The following is a 14,282-nucleotide window of genomic DNA, read 5'->3' as shown; positions in this document are numbered from 1 at the left end:
GGGCCACCCGTCATCGGCATTTGAAGTGAGGTGTACATGGCCAACGCGATGAAGATCGCCATCGTGGACGACGAACAGGATATGCGGCAGTCGATCAGCCAGTGGCTGGCGCTGTCGGGCTATGACACGGAGACGTTCGCCTCTGCCGAAGAGGCGCTGGGGTCGGTCGGGGCCGATTACCCGGGCATCGTGATCTCCGACATCAAGATGCCGGGGATGGACGGCATCCAGCTGCTGAAGAAGCTGATGGGCACGGATTCCTCCCTGCCGGTCATCATGATCACCGGCCACGGCGACGTGCCGATGGCGGTGGAGGCGATGCGCATCGGGGCCTTCGACTTCCTCGAGAAGCCGTTCAACCCGGACCGCATGTCGGAACTGGCGAAGAAGGCGACGAACGCGCGGCGGCTGACGCTGGACACGCGGCAGCTGCGCCGCGAACTGGCCGAGGGCGGCCAGATCATGAAGAAGCTGATCGGCGCGAGCCCGGCGATGGAGCGGCTGCGCGAGGATATCCTCGACCTGGGCCAGGCCGACGGCCATGTGCTGATCGAGGGCGAGACCGGCACCGGCAAGACGCTGGTGGCACATGCGCTGCACGCGGTGGGCGCCAAGGCCGGCAAGAAGTTCACCCTGATTTCCTGCGGCGCGCACGACGAGGACGCGCTGATGAAGCGGCTCTTCGGCCCGATGCAGCCCGACGACGTGCGGCTGCCCGCGATGGAAGAGGCGCGCGGCGGGACGCTGGTGCTGGAAGACATCGAGGTGCTGTCGGACGCGGCGCAGGCGCGGCTCCTGTCGGTCATCAACGACCAGGGCACCCCGCCGGAAACGCGGATCGTCGCGATCTCCAACCTTCAGGAAGAGGGGCGCACCTGCGAGCAGGCGCTGCGGCCCGACCTCTATTACCGTCTTGCGGCGCTGAAGATCACCGTGCCGCCGCTGCGCGCGCGCGGCGAGGACATCCTGACGCTGTTTACCCGCCTGTCGGAGCAGTTCGCCGACGAATACGGCTGTGACGCGCCGAAGGTGTCCGCGCAGGAGGCCGCGCAACTGTTGCAGGCGCCCTGGCCGGGCAACGTGCGCCAGCTCATCAATCTCGCGGAACGCGCGGTGCTGCAGTCGCGGCGCGGGCAGGGCACGATTGCCTCGCTTTTGATGAGCGACCACGACCAGATGCAGCCGGTGATGACCACCGAGGGCAAGCCGCTGAAGGAATACGTCGAGGCGTTCGAACGGATGCTGATCGACAACACCATGCGGCGGCACAAGGGGTCGATCGCCTCGGTGATGGACGAGCTCTGCCTGCCGCGCCGGACCCTGAACGAGAAGATGGCCAAGTACGGGCTGGCGAGGGCCGATTACCTTTGAGCGGCATCGCCGACTATTTCGAGGGCCACGCGCCATGGGCGGCCGAAAAGGCCGCCTACCGCGACATGCTTCTGGAGGCGGGGCTGGAAGAGACCTGGAAATGGTCGCAGCCCTGCTACGTGCACGCCGGCGGCAACGTGGCGATCATCGCCGCGATGAAGGAAAGCTGCGGGCTGTCGTTCTTCAAGGGCGTTCTGCTGGATGACCCGGACGGCCTGCTGGTTGCGCCCGGAGAAAACTCCCGCTCGGGCCGCTGGTTCAAGGCGACCTCGGTCGAAGAGATCGCGGCGGCCAAGGACGGCCTGAAACGGCTGATCGCGCAGGCGATGCAGAACGAGGCGGAGGGGCGGACGGTCGATTTCGCCAAGGACGACCTCGTCTATCCCGATGAGCTGATCGCGGCTCTGGACGCGGATTCGGCGTTCAACACGGCATGGTACGGGCTGACGCCCGGGCGGCAGCGCGGCTACGTGCTGCACTTTGCCGGTGCCAGGAAGGCCGAGACGCGGGAGGCGCGGATCGAGAAGTACCGAGAGCGCATCCTCAACGGCCTCGGGATGCACGACAGACCCTGAAGGTCCGGGCCGAAGTCACTGGCCTGTCTGGAAAATCTTCCCGAAAAGTCGATGAGCGGGTGTTGCCTTTGCCGGATCGCGGGCGCAGTCTCCGCGCGCGGTAAAAGGGGGCGTTCGGTATGGAGTTCGCAGAGGCGCATCTGGTGGGTTTGCTCTGGGCGGCGGCGGCGCTGGCGCTTGGCGGCATTCTGAAGGGGGCGACGGGCGCGGGGGCGCCGATTGTCGCGGTGCCGGTGATCGCGCTCTACTTCGACGTGCCGACCGCGGTGTCGGTCATGGTGCTGCCGAACTTCACCACCAACCTGATCCAGTCGTGGAAATACCGCGCTTCGCTGCCGGAGGGCGGGTTTCCGTGGCTCTTTGCCGGGGGCGGGTTCCTGGGCGCGTGGCTGGGCACGATCATGCTGGCCCATGCGGCGCCAAAGCTGCTTCTGGCGATGGTGGCCTGCGTGGTCTTCCTCTATATCGCGTTCCGCCTGATGCGCCCGGACTGGGCGCTGCCCATGGCGGCGGCGCGCCGCGTGGTGCTGCCGGTGTCGACGGTGGCGGGCGTGTTGCAGGGCGCCACGGGCGTCAGCGCGCCGGTGTCGATCACCTTCCTCAACGCGATGAAGCCGGAGCGGTCGGTCTTCGTCGCGACGATCTCGCTCTTCTTCCTGTCTATGACGCTGGTGCAGATCCCGGCGATGATCTGGTACGGGTTGCTGACGCCCGAACGCGCGGTGGGCAGCGGTCTGGCGCTGGTGCCGCTGCTGGCGGCGATGCCGGTGGGTGCGGCGCTGGCGCGGCGCCTGCCGAAAGAGGTCTTCGACAAGGCGATCCTTGCCCTTTTGGCAGTCGTTGCGGCGCGGCTGGCGTGGAGCGCGCTGGCCTGAGACATCACGGGGCTGGCGTCCGCCGATTGCGGCGTTAGGGTCGGGCGCAAGGCAACGAACGGAGGCTTCATGACCATTGCTCTCGAACCCGATCTGGAGGACCGGCTGGTCCGCTACTGCGCCGTCGACACGCAGAGCGACCTGGACAGTCCGACAACACCCAGCACCGCATGCCAGCTCGACCTGTCCCGGATGCTGGTGGCCGAACTGGAGGCGATGGGCGCGGAGGACGTGGTGCTGACCGAATACGGCGCGGTGCTGGCGACGGTGCCGGGCAACGCGCCGGGGCCGACCATCGGTTTCCTCGGCCACGTCGACACCGCGCCGCAGTTCAACGCGACGGGCGTCAAGCCGCGTGTCATCCGGGGCTACAACGGCGGAGAGATCACCTATCCCGACGATCCCGCGCTGGTGCTCTCGCCGGAGGTGGACAGCTACCTCGGCAAGAAGGTGGGCGAGGACATCGTCTGCGCCTCGGGCCTGACGCTTCTGGGGGCGGACGACAAGGCGGGCGTCGCCATCGTCATGTCCGCCGCGCAATACCTGCTGGAACACCCGGAGGTGCCGCGCCCGACGCTGCGGCTGGCCTTTACGCCGGACGAGGAAATCGGGCGGGGCGTGCATGGCGAACTGCCGACCGACCTGGCGGTGGACTTCGCCTATACGTTCGACGGCGGGGTCGAGGGCGAGATCGTCTACGAAAGCTTTTCGGCGGACCAGGCGGACGTGGTGGTGAAAGGCGTGTCGATTCACCCGGGCTATGCCACCGGGCAGATGGTGAACGCCGCCTACCTTGCCGCGAAGATCGTGCAGGCGCTGCCGCTGTCCACGATGACGCCCGAGACGACCTCGGGGCGGGAGGGATTCCTGCATGTGACGAACATGGAGGGCGGGTCGTCGGAGATGCATATCCGGCTGATCCTGCGCGACTTCGAGCGCGAGGGGCTGGCGGCCAAGGGCGATCTGCTGCGGCAGGTCTGCGCCGCCGTCCAGGCCGGCGAGCCGCGCGCGAAGATCGAGGTGGAGATCACGCCGACCTATCGCAACATGCGCTACTGGCTGGAGGACGACATGACCCCGGTCGAGCTTGCGCGCGAGGCCTGTCGCGGCATCGGGATCGAACCGTTCAGCCAGCCGATCCGCGGCGGGACGGACGGATCGCGCCTGACGGAGATGGGCGTGCCGACGCCGAACCTGTTCACCGGCATGCGGCAGATCCACGGGCCCTTGGAGTGGGTGTCCGTGCAGGACATGGGCAAGGCGGCGCAGCTCATGCTCGGCATCGTCGGGCTGGCCGTGCAAAAGGACGCCTGAAAACCGAAAAAGCGCCGTCAAATGACGGCGCTTTCCCCGGTTCGTGCCTTGAACGACCGTTTCAGTGCAGCAGGCGCCCCATGGCACCGGCCACGTCGGCCATCCGGGCGGAGAAGCCCCATTCGTTGTCGTACCACGCCATGACGCGCACCATCCGCTTGCCCACGACCTTGGTCTGGTCGGGCGCGAAGATGGAGGAATGCGTGGTGTGGTTGAAGTCGATGGAGACCTTGGGCTCCGGATCGTAGGCCAGAACCGCGCCCATGCGGCCCGCGGCGGCCTCGGCCACGACCTCGTTCACGTCGGCCAGCGTTACGTCGCGCGAGGCGTAGAAGGTCAGGTCCACAGCCGAGACGTTCGGCGTGGGCACGCGCACGGCAGAGCCGTCGAGCTTGCCCTTCATGTTGGGCAGCACCTCGCCCAGGGCCTTCGCGGCGCCGGTCGAGGTCGGGATCATCGCCATGGCGGCGGCCCGTGCACGATACAGGTCCTTGTGGCGACGATCGAGTGTCGGCTGGTCGCCGGTGTAGCTGTGGATCGTCGTCATGATGCCGCTTTCGATGCCGATCCCCTCGTCCAGCACCTTCACCAGCGGCGCGAGGCAGTTGGTGGTGCAGGACCCGTTGGAGATCATCACGTCGCCCTTCACCAGGTCGCGGTGGTTGACGCCGTAGACCACGGTGCGCTGCACGTTCTTGGCGGGCGCCGAGATCAGCACCGACTTTGCGCCGCGGGCGAGGTGGGCGTTGGCCTTGTCGCCGTCGTTGAACTGGCCGGTGCATTCCAGCACAACGTCGCAGCCGCCCCAGTCGAGCTCCTCGAGGTCGTAGGAGGACATCACGTCGATCGGGCCGCGCCCGAGGTCGATGGCGTTTTCCCGGACCTTCACCTCGCCGGCGAAACGGCCGTGCACGCTGTCGTACCGCAGAAGGTGCGCGTGGGTTTCGATCGGGCCGGGGGCGTTGATCTTGACCACCTGGACATCGTTGCGCGCGGATTCGGCGATGTGTGCAAGCGTGCAGCGACCGATGCGGCCGAAGCCGTTGATGCCGACGGTGACGGTCATGGACTACTCCTGAAAAAGCCAGTGTTGTGGCTCGTATACGAAGGGATGCCGACTCGGGAAAGGTTGAAATACCTTTTCTGTCAGTATGTTAGCGATAAAGTTGCCCGGTGGCGCTAACGCTTGCCGCTTGTTTGCGTTAACGATCTGAAAGCGCTGTGAACGGAGGCGGGAATGGAACGAGCAGAGGCCCTGGCGACCCTTGTGGGGCGGCTCCTGATCGCGGCGCTGTTCCTCGGCGGCGCGGTGCAGAAGGCGATGGACCCGACGCAGGTTACCGAGATGCTGCGCGGCTGGGGGCTGCCCGGCGGGCTGGTCTGGGTGGCGCTGGTCTACAACGCGCTGGCGGCACTGGCGCTGATCGCCGGGGTGGGCGCGCGGCTGGCGGCGCTGTCGCTGGCGGGCTATTGCGGGCTGACCTCGTTCTTCCACCTGATCCCGGACGACCCCTGGCAGATGACGATCTTCGTGAAGAACTGGGCGATTGCGGGCGGCTGCCTGATCCTCGCCGTGCACGGGCCGGGCCGCTGGTCCTTGCGAAATCGCACAACCGGGTTAGCTTCTGAGCGGCGCAGATATGGGACGGATGAATGAGCGGACTTCTTGCACTTCTCGACGACGTGGCGGCCATCGCCAAGGTGGCGGCAGCGTCGATCGACGACATCGGTGCGGCGGCCATGCGCGCCGGGTCGAAGACGGCCGGCGTGGTGATCGACGACGCCGCGGTGACGCCGAAATACGTGCACGGGTTCGAACCGGCGCGCGAACTTCCGATCATCTGGCGGATCGCACGCGGATCGGTGATCAACAAGCTGGTGTTCCTGATGCCCGCGGCGCTGCTGATGTCGGCCTTCGCGCCATGGCTGGTCTGGCCGCTGCTGATCCTCGGCGGCTGTTACCTCAGTTTCGAGGGAGCCGAGAAGATCGTCCACGTGTTGATGCCACATGACGAGCATTCAGGCGGGCCGGACGGCAGTCACGACGTGCAGGACCCCACGCACCTCGAAGAGGCGAAGGTGAAGGGCGCGATCAAGACCGACTTCATCCTGTCGGCCGAGATCATGGTGATCCTGCTGTCCAACCTCGATCTGCCGAATTTCTGGATGCAGGCGGGCGCGCTGGCGATGGCGGCCGTGGTGATCACGGCGGCGGTCTACGGCGCTGTGGCGGTGATCGTGAAGATGGACGACGTGGGCCTCTGGCTGTCGCAGAACGCCAACCTCGGCATGACGCGGGCGCTGGGGCGCGGGATCGTGCGCTTCATGCCGTGGCTCCTGAAGGCGTTGACCATCGTCGGCACCGCCGCGATGCTCTGGGTCGGCGGGTCGATCATCGTGCATTCGCTGGCCGAGATGGGCTGGCACCTGCCGGAAGAGACGATCCACCACTGGGCGGTGGCCGTGGGCAAGGGCAACGCGGCGCTCGAATGGGCGGTGACCGCGGGGGTCGACCTGGTGCTGGGCTTCCTGGTCGGACTGGTGCTGATCCCCATCGGCACGAAGATCGTCGCGCCCATCTACGGCAGCCTCTTTGGCGGCAAGGCGGAGGCGCACTGAGCGCCGCCACCGGACTTTCAAGCATCGTTTCGGTCGTTCAAAGCAAAAAGGCGCGCCCCGGGGCGCGCCTTCTGCATTGAAACGGGTGTGCGCCGCTTACTGCGCGTATTCCTGCGCCGCGTCGAAGGCGGCGGTGAAACCGGCCAGCGACATGTCGACGGTCACCTTCTGGTCGGGCGCCAGCGCCGGAACGATGGTCACCTGCGCCTTGGCACCGGCCTTGAAACGGGCGATGTCCTCGGCGGTGAAGCCGACGCGCGCGTAGCAGCCGATCTGGGCGCAGAAGGAGAAGTCGTACTGCCGGGCGGAGCCGCCGTCGACGGTCACGGTCAGCTTCTGGGTCAGCAGGGTTTCGAGCGGCACGATGAAGGTGCCGCCGGCCACGGCCTGGCCGCCGTTCTCGAGCCGGAAGATGCTGACCTCTGCCACGCTGGCGCCCTGGCCGTCGGTCAGAAGCTGGTACATCTGGCAGATCTCGTTCTCGCGCTGCGGGACCTTGATGCACTGCATCGCCCAGTCGGAGAAGGTTTCCTTGATGTAGGGCTGCGGTTGCTGCTGTTGCTGCTGCCCGGCGGTGGCGGCGTCACCGGTGCCGAGGTCGAGATCCCCGCCGACGGCGGGGGCGGAGGGCTGTTCCTGATCCGTTTCCGCGGCCGGTGCTTCGGCGGCAGGCGCTTCGTCGGGACCGGCGGTGTCGGTGGTCTGCGCATAGGCAGGAGCAGCCGCGAGCGCCGCGATCAGGGACAGGAGAAGAGCCGGGTTTTTCATGGAATTCCTCTGGAAATCGAACATAGCTGGGGTTCGCTTAACACGAGCCGGAGACAGTGTCAGGGAGGAATTCCAGCCTTGTGATGGCAGATGAGCGATTTGCTGCAGGCTGCCGTCGCGGGGTGATCCGGGCCGTGGACAAAGGAAAGGGGCCAGACGGCCCCTTTCCATTTCACTCCCTGTCGGACCGGCCGACTTTGTCATTGGTCAGGACGCTACGAAAAGGAAACGCCGCGGTCAACAGGGTTTTAAGTGTATTTTCGTTCTGCCTGCGCGGGGCGGTGAAGGGATACCGTTCGCGCACAAGCGGGCCGCGGCGAACGGTGGAAAACCCGGCCTTCGGCGCCGAAAAAAGCCGCGCCCGAAGGCGCGGCCAGTCTGACAGGGAGGAAGTCTGCCCGGGGCAGGAGAGGACATGACGCCCCGGACCGAGAATGACTATGGCATTGATTAGTTAAGGATGTATGGTCAGCCGCGCGGAAAAGGGAAGAACACATGGCGACTGATCTGTTTGTTGGCGGCGGCGGCCCGGATTACGGCGAAAAGCAGCATCTGGCGCTTGGCTATGCCAACCGTCACGGGCTGATCGCGGGCGCCACGGGGACGGGCAAGACGGTCACCCTGCAGATCCTCGCGGAGGGGTTTTCCAACGCCGGCGTGCCTGTGTTCATGGCCGACGTGAAGGGCGATCTGTCGGGCATGGCGAAGGCCGGAAGCGAGGCCTCGAAGCTGCACGGCGCCTTCACCGAGCGGGCGGCGAAGATCGGGTTCGAGGACTACGCCTACCAGGATTTCCCGGTGTGTTTCTGGGATCTCTTCGGCAATCAGGGCCATCCGGTGCGCACCACCGTGGCCGAGATGGGGCCGCTGCTTCTGGCGCGGCTGCTGGAGCTGTCGGAGGCGCAGGAAGGCATCCTCAACATCGCGTTCCGGCTGGCGGACGAGGAGGGAATGCCGCTTCTCGATCTCGAGGACCTGCGTTCGATGCTGGTCTGGCTGGGCGAGAACCGCGGCGAGCTGTCGCTGCGCTACGGCAACATCTCGGTCGCGTCGATCGGCGCGATCCAGCGGCGGCTTCTCGTGCTGGAGAACCAGGGCGGCACGGCCTTCTTCGGCGAACCGGCGCTGGACCTGAGGGACATGATGCGGGTGGACGGCGCGGGGCGCGGGCAGGTGAACGTACTGGCGGCGGATGCGCTGATGGGTGCGCCGCGGCTATATGCGACCTTCCTGCTGTGGCTGCTGTCGGAGCTCTTCGAGGAGCTGCCGGAGGTGGGCGACCCGGAGAAGCCGAAGTTTGTCTTCTTCTTCGACGAGGCGCACCTGCTGTTCGACGACGCCCCCAAGGCGCTGATCGACAAGGTGGAGCAGGTGGCGCGGCTGATCCGGTCGAAGGGTGTGGGCGTCTATTTCGTCACCCAGTCGCCGGACGACGTTCCCGAGGACATCCTTGGCCAGCTGGGCAACCGCGTTCAGCACGCGCTGAGAGCCTTCACCGCGCGCGACCAGAAGGCGCTGCGGCTGGCGGCGGAGACCTACCGCGAGAACCCCGCCTTCGACATCGAGACGGCGATCCGCGAGGTCGGCGTGGGCGAGGCGGTGACCTCCTTCCTGCAGAAGAAGGGCGTGCCCGGGATGGCGGAGCGGACGCTGATCCGGCCGCCGTCCTCGCAGCTTGGCCCGATCACGCCCGCCGAGCGCGGCGGGGTGATCGGTGCCTCCGACCTTCGGGGCAAGTACGAGACGCGGGTCGACCGCCGCTCGGCTCACGAGATGCTGCGGGAGCGGGCGGAGGCCGCCGCGACGGCGGCGGAGGCCGCGGAGCGGGAGGAAGAGGAAATGGCAGCGCAGGAACGGGAGTATCGCTCCGCCCGGCGGTACACCGGGACGCGCGTGACCCGCTCGACCTCCGGCGCGTCCACGCGGCGCGACCGGGAGAGCCCGAGTTTCGGCGAGGCCATGGGCAAGATGGTCATGAAGGAGCTGACCGGCACCACGGGGCGGCGGATCGTCCGGGGTGTGCTGGGCGGGTTGTTCAAGGCGCGCTGAGGGGGCGACGATTTTTCGTCGAAAAATCGTCCGTGCCCGTCGGGTGGACAGGTCCGGCATGGCGTGAACGGGTGGGGCGGGGAAGATTTTTCGTCGAAAAATCTTGGCCCCCCTCAGGCCGTGGCGCGGCGGGTGGCGCGGCCCAGCACCGGGGCCAGGGCTGCGATCATCAGGGCGACGCAACCGACCATGAGGAAGGACGCCCGGAGCGACGTGGCCTCGGCCACGAAGCCGATGGTCGGCGGCCCCATGAGCATCGCGCCGTAGCCCAGCGTCGCGACGGAGGCGATGGCCTGTCCGGGCGGGACCTCCGGATCGGCGGCGGCGCGGCTGAAGGCCAGCGGGATCACCGCGGCGTAGCCCAGGCCCATCAGCACGAAGCCGGCGAGCGCCGTTGGCAGCGTGGCGAAGGCGGTGGCCAGCAGGTAGCCCGCGGCGGCGGTTAGCCCGCTGAACCGGGCGACGGTGACCGCGCCGAAGCGGGTGATCAGGCGGTCGACGTTCAGCCGCATCGCCACCATGGTGACGGAAAAGACCGCGTATCCCAGCGCCGCCTGCGAGGGCGTGGCCTGGATCACGTCGGCGAGGAAGACCGCGCTCCAGTCCGCGGCGGCGCCTTCGCCCAGGCCCGCGCCCATGGCGATCAGCCCGACCAGCACCAGTGCACCGCGCGGCAGGGCAAAGACCGGGCCCTTGGCCTGCGGCGCGGTCCGGGCCGAGGTCCAGCGGGTGTGCATGAGCGGGCCGAAGATCACCAGCGCGACAAGAGCCGTCACGGCGAAATGCGCGTCGATGGGCAGCGCCTGGCGGGAGGCCAGCCAGCCGCCCGCGGCGCCGAGGCCAGCGCCAAGGCTCCACATCGCGTGGAAGGAGGACATGATGGACCGGCCGGAGTGACGCTCCACCTCGGCGGCCCAGCTGTTCATCGTCACGTCCATGGCGCCGTGGCCCACCCCGAAGAGGAAGAGCGCCATGGCCAGCACGGTCGTGTCGGGGGCAAGCCCGATGGCGACGATGGAGACGAGGTAGACGCCCGCCAGCACCTTGGTCACCGGGAAGGCGCCGAGCCGGTCGGCCAGCCGTCCGGCCAGCGGGAAGGACACGAGCGCGCCGATCCCCATGACCAGCAGAAGGAGGCCCAGCGTGCCTTCGGACAGGTCGAAGCGGTCGACCACGGCGGGCACGCGCGAGGCCCATGCGCCCAGCAGGATGCCGTTCAGGGCGAAGGCCGCACTGACGGCGAGGCGGGGCGAGGGGAAGGACTTAGACATGGCGGATCTCCAGCCCGGAAGCGGCAAGCGGGGCGGTCAGGTCGGTTGTGGCATCGGTGATCAGAAGGTCGAGGGCGGTGCAAGGGGCGACGCGGTGGCGCGCCCGCAAACCCAGCTTTGCGGCGCCGGTCAGCACAACGGCGCGGTGGGCGGAGGCGATCATCGCCCGCTTGACGTGCGACTCGTCGGGATCGTCGGCGGAGAGGCCGAAGCCCGCCTCGAGCCCGCAGACCCCGATGAAGGCGAGGTCGGCGGCGATGCCGTCGAGCGCGGTCACCGTTTCATGGCCCACGGCGACGGCGCCGAAGCCCGAAAGACGTCCGCCCACGAGGTGCGTGGGGATGCCCGCGGCCAGCGTCGCCAGCGCCACGGCGGGCGCCGGTGTCACCACGAGGCAGTCGGGCAGGTGCGGCAGCCCCTGCGCCAGCGCCAGCACCGACGTGCCGCCGTCCATCATCAGCACCATGCCGTTTTCGATCAGCGGCAGGGCGGTGGCGGCCAGCGCCGCCTGCTCTGCGCTGCTCTGGCCCAGCCGGTCGAGCGTGTGGGCGGCGGGCCGGGTGACGGGCAGCGCGCCGCCGCGGATGCAGCGGGCGTGGCCCTGTGCCTCCAGCGCCTTCAGGTCGCGGCGGATGCTGTCGGTGGAGACGCCGAATTCCTCGGCCAGCGCGGCGAGGTTCAGCGGCAGACCGCGGTCGAGGCGCAGGCGCAGGGCGTCCTGCCGCGCCTCCGGGCTGTTGGGAAGGAAGGTCATGGCTGCGATTCCGTGTTTTGCGGAAAGTTGCAGCAAGTTGCGACATTTTGCAATACGAGTTTCGGGCGTCCGGCGGATCGGTGCCATGGCGTCCCTGTGCAGGTCACGGTGGCCTGCCGTCAAGCCGGCCCGGCAACGGAAAACGCCCGGGGTCGCGGGGACCCCGGGCGCCTGTCAGCCTTGAGCAGGGAGGAGGTTACTCGGCCGACGCCAGTTCCTTCGGCAGGCGGAACGTCCAGACCATGCCACCCTGGTTGAGGTAGTTCACCTTCTTGGCGACTTCGCCGCCCCAGAGCGGAACCGCACCACCCCAGCCGGACACGACGGAGACGTACTGTTCGCCGTCCTGTTCCCAGGTGATCGGCTGGCCGACGATGCCGGAGCCGGTCTGGAAGGACCACAACTCTTCGCCGGTCTCGTCGTCGAGCGCGAGGAACCTGCCCTCGGGCGTGCCGAAGAACACGAGGCCGCCGGCAGTGGTCATCACGCCACCCCAGAGCGGCGCGTCGTTCTTGTATTCCCAGACCCATTCACCGGTGTCCGGGTCGATCGCCTTGAGGCTGCCGATGTGGTCCTCGTAGTTCGGCTTGATGGTGAAGCCGGAGCCGAGGTAGGCGGCGCCCTTCTTGTAGGTGATCGGCTCGTTCCAGATGTCCATGCCCCATTCGTTCGAGGGCACGTAGAAGTTGCCGGTCTTCTGGCTGAACGCCATGGGCATCCAGTTCTTGCCGCCGAGGAAGGACGGCGAGGAGAAGACGACTTCGCCCTTGGCGCCATCCGCCGCCGCCGCCGGGTTGCCCGGGCGGTTGGCCTCGTTGAAGATCGGGCGGCCGTTCTCGTCGATGCCCTCGGCCCAGGTGATGTCCTTGACGAAGGGATTGGCCGAGACGAAGCCGCCGTCCTCGGCGTTCAGCACGTAGAAGAAGCCGTTGCGGTCGGCGGTGGCGAGACGCTGGTTGCCCTCGCGGTCGTTGTAGGCGACCACCTCGTTCACGCCGTCATAGTCCCAGCCTTCGCGCGGCGTGGTCTGGAAGTGCCACTTGATGTCGCCGGTCGCCGGGTCGATGCCGATCCGCGAGGCGGCATAGAGGTTGTCGCCCGAGCCGTCGTTCTTCTCGCCCGCGTCGCGCAGCCAGGAGTTCCAGGGCGCCGGGTTGCCCGCGCCGAAGATCAGCGTGTCGGTGCGTGCGTCGTACGACCCGCCCAGCCAGGTCGCGCCGCCGCCGGTCTTCCACATGTCGCCCGGCCAGGTCGCGTTCAGCGTGCCGGTCATGGTGGATTCCTGGCCGTTGAGCGTGCCCATGTGGCCTTCGATCACCGGGCGGGTCCAGACGAGCTCGCCGGTGTCGACGTTGCGCGCCTGCACTTCGCCGACGATGCCGAATTCGCCGCCGGAGTTGCCGGTCACCACGAGGTCGCCCACGATCAGCGGGGCGGCGGTGTAGGAGTAGCCGGCCTTGTAGTCGGCGATCTTCTTGTTCCAGACCACGTCGCCGGTCTTGGCGTCCAGCGCCACGAGACGGGCGTCGAGCGTGCCGAAGATCACCTTGTCGCCGTGCATCGCCGCACCGCGGTTGATGACGTCGCAGCAGGGCAGGATGCCTTCGGGCAGACGTGCGTCGTACTGCCAGAGCTCCTTGCCGGTTTCGAGGTCGATGGCATACATCCGGGAGTAGGAGCCGGTGATGTACATCACGCCGTCATAGACCAGCGGCTGGGTTTCCTGCCCGCGCTGCTTTTCACCGCCGAGGCTGAACGCCCATGCGGGGACGAGGTTCTTGACGTTGTCCTTGTTGAGGGTGTCCAGCGGCGAATAGCGCTGCAGATCCCGGCCCATGCCATTGGTGACAACCTGGTTGGTCATCGTCTGGTCGTTGGCCAGCATGTCTTCGGTCACCTCGGCCTGCGCACCGATGGCGAGCAGGGACAGGGTGACGGCGGCGACGAACTTGTTCATCAGTCTCCTCCCATGAACGGTTTAGATGGTCGTTCCCCCGGCGCCTGGCGGGTGGCCTCTGCGCCGTCTGGATCGAAGTATAGAAATCGGAGTCCGGGCCGATAGACGGCCAAAGTCGTACGACCATCGGCGTCTTGACAGGCGGGCCGCGGCGGCCTCCGGATTCGCCGCGGCCCATCTTCCGGTGCTGTGGCCGGGCGCGGTCACTCGCCGTCGATGGCGGTGTTGTCCTGCGGGCTGATCGAAGCGAGATAGGCGAGGATGAAGTCCTGCACGGTGCGGTCCTCGATGCCGACGTGGCGCATCTTGGTGCCGGGCATGAAGCCGTCGTTGTCCTCCATCCAGGCGCGCAGCGCGGCGGGCGTCCAGACGATGCCGGAGGCCTCGAGCGCAATGGAATAGTCGTAATTCTCGACACTTCCGGCAGCGCGGTGCAGCACGTTCTCGAGCGGCGGACCATAGGACGGGTCGGTGGCGTTGGGGGCGTGGCAGCGGCGGCATTCCGCGTCGAAAAGCGTCTTGCCCGCCGTGACCTTCACCTCCTCGAAGGTGTCGGCGCAGGCGGGGGCGGCTGCGAGCAGCAGGGCGAGGGTGGGTAGAATGCGGGCCATGTCGGTCTCCTTTGCACGGTTCGGAGACAGGGTAGGGCCGCGCCTGAGGGCCGGACTTGATGCACGTCAACCGGAAGGGGTGCGGCGTCTCGTGCTTTGGTCGTACGACCTTTTGCGC

At 67.5% G+C, this 14,282-nt stretch carries 13 protein-coding genes; 7 read left to right on the top strand and 6 right to left on the bottom strand.

From position 1 onward, the window contains the following. The first annotated feature begins 36 nt into the window (after positions 1-36). The 4 genes from ACU0DV_RS02620 (at position 37) to pepT (ending at position 4,135) form a co-directional block, all read left to right on the top strand. Positions 37-1,371: a sigma-54-dependent transcriptional regulator gene (locus ACU0DV_RS02620; RefSeq protein ID WP_100930715.1), complete on the top strand. Its 1,335-nt coding sequence runs from the start codon at positions 37-39 to the stop codon at positions 1,369-1,371. Continuing rightward, the gene (locus ACU0DV_RS02615) at positions 1,368-1,946 is read left to right on the top strand and encodes a YdeI/OmpD-associated family protein (RefSeq protein WP_446243031.1); all 579 of its coding nucleotides are present in this window, start codon (positions 1,368-1,370) and stop codon (positions 1,944-1,946) included. Before ACU0DV_RS02620 ends, ACU0DV_RS02615 begins: the two co-directional genes overlap by 4 nt. Before the next feature lie 119 nt (positions 1,947-2,065). Beyond that, positions 2,066-2,821: a sulfite exporter TauE/SafE family protein gene (locus tag ACU0DV_RS02610; protein ID WP_283983211.1), complete on the top strand. Its 756-nt coding sequence runs from the start codon at positions 2,066-2,068 to the stop codon at positions 2,819-2,821. Positions 2,822-2,890: 69 nt separating this feature from the next. Next, positions 2,891-4,135 carry a peptidase T gene (gene pepT / locus ACU0DV_RS02605; protein WP_100930713.1) on the top strand — a complete coding sequence of 415 codons (1,245 nt, stop codon included), beginning with the start codon at positions 2,891-2,893 and terminating at the stop codon, positions 4,133-4,135. A 61-nt stretch (positions 4,136-4,196) separates the two neighbouring features. On the opposite strand, the gene gap is transcribed toward pepT, so the two are convergent. Further along, positions 4,197-5,201: a type I glyceraldehyde-3-phosphate dehydrogenase gene (gene gap, locus ACU0DV_RS02600; RefSeq protein ID WP_100930712.1), complete on the bottom strand. Its 1,005-nt coding sequence runs from the start codon at positions 5,199-5,201 to the stop codon at positions 4,197-4,199. A 171-nt stretch (positions 5,202-5,372) separates the two neighbouring features. On the opposite strand from gap, the gene ACU0DV_RS02595 reads away from it, so the two are divergent. Next, a complete protein-coding gene (locus ACU0DV_RS02595) occupies positions 5,373-5,792 on the top strand; it encodes a DoxX family protein (protein WP_370311739.1) in 420 nt (139 codons plus the stop codon). Further along, positions 5,789-6,754: a DUF808 domain-containing protein gene (locus ACU0DV_RS02590; RefSeq protein ID WP_283983213.1), complete on the top strand. Its 966-nt coding sequence runs from the start codon at positions 5,789-5,791 to the stop codon at positions 6,752-6,754. Before ACU0DV_RS02595 ends, ACU0DV_RS02590 begins: the two co-directional genes overlap by 4 nt. A 96-nt stretch (positions 6,755-6,850) precedes the next feature. Here ACU0DV_RS02590 and ACU0DV_RS02585 read toward each other — a convergent pair whose 3' ends face one another. Continuing rightward, positions 6,851-7,522 carry an invasion associated locus B family protein gene (locus ACU0DV_RS02585; protein WP_446243032.1) on the bottom strand — a complete coding sequence of 224 codons (672 nt, stop codon included), beginning with the start codon at positions 7,520-7,522 and terminating at the stop codon, positions 6,851-6,853. Positions 7,523-8,017: 495 nt separating this feature from the next. Between ACU0DV_RS02585 and ACU0DV_RS02580 the strand changes: the two genes are divergently transcribed. Further along, positions 8,018-9,571 (top strand): helicase HerA-like domain-containing protein, encoded by a 1,554-nt coding sequence (locus ACU0DV_RS02580; RefSeq protein ID WP_446243033.1) that lies wholly within the window; start codon positions 8,018-8,020, stop codon positions 9,569-9,571. A gap of 113 nt (positions 9,572-9,684) precedes the next feature. Here ACU0DV_RS02580 and ACU0DV_RS02575 read toward each other — a convergent pair whose 3' ends face one another. The 4 genes from ACU0DV_RS02575 to ACU0DV_RS02560 form a co-directional block, all read right to left on the bottom strand. Next, a complete protein-coding gene (locus ACU0DV_RS02575) occupies positions 9,685-10,842 on the bottom strand; it encodes an MFS transporter (RefSeq protein WP_446243034.1) in 1,158 nt (385 codons plus the stop codon). Beyond that, a complete protein-coding gene (locus ACU0DV_RS02570; RefSeq protein ID WP_446243035.1) occupies positions 10,835-11,596 on the bottom strand; it encodes a DeoR/GlpR family DNA-binding transcription regulator in 762 nt (253 codons plus the stop codon). The genes ACU0DV_RS02575 and ACU0DV_RS02570 overlap by 8 nt, the downstream gene beginning before the upstream one ends. A gap of 196 nt (positions 11,597-11,792) precedes the next feature. After that, positions 11,793-13,553, bottom strand: a complete 1,761-nt coding sequence (locus ACU0DV_RS02565; RefSeq protein ID WP_100930705.1) for a PQQ-dependent methanol/ethanol family dehydrogenase — start codon at positions 13,551-13,553, stop codon at positions 11,793-11,795. Positions 13,554-13,756: 203 nt separating this feature from the next. Beyond that, on the bottom strand, positions 13,757-14,164 hold the full coding sequence (locus ACU0DV_RS02560; RefSeq protein WP_370311735.1) for a c-type cytochrome: 408 nt from the start codon (positions 14,162-14,164) through the stop codon (positions 13,757-13,759). Positions 14,165-14,282 lie beyond the last annotated feature (118 nt).

Source organism: Sagittula sp. (assembly GCF_052825245.1).
This window is presented reverse-complemented; position numbering and strand designations above follow the sequence as displayed.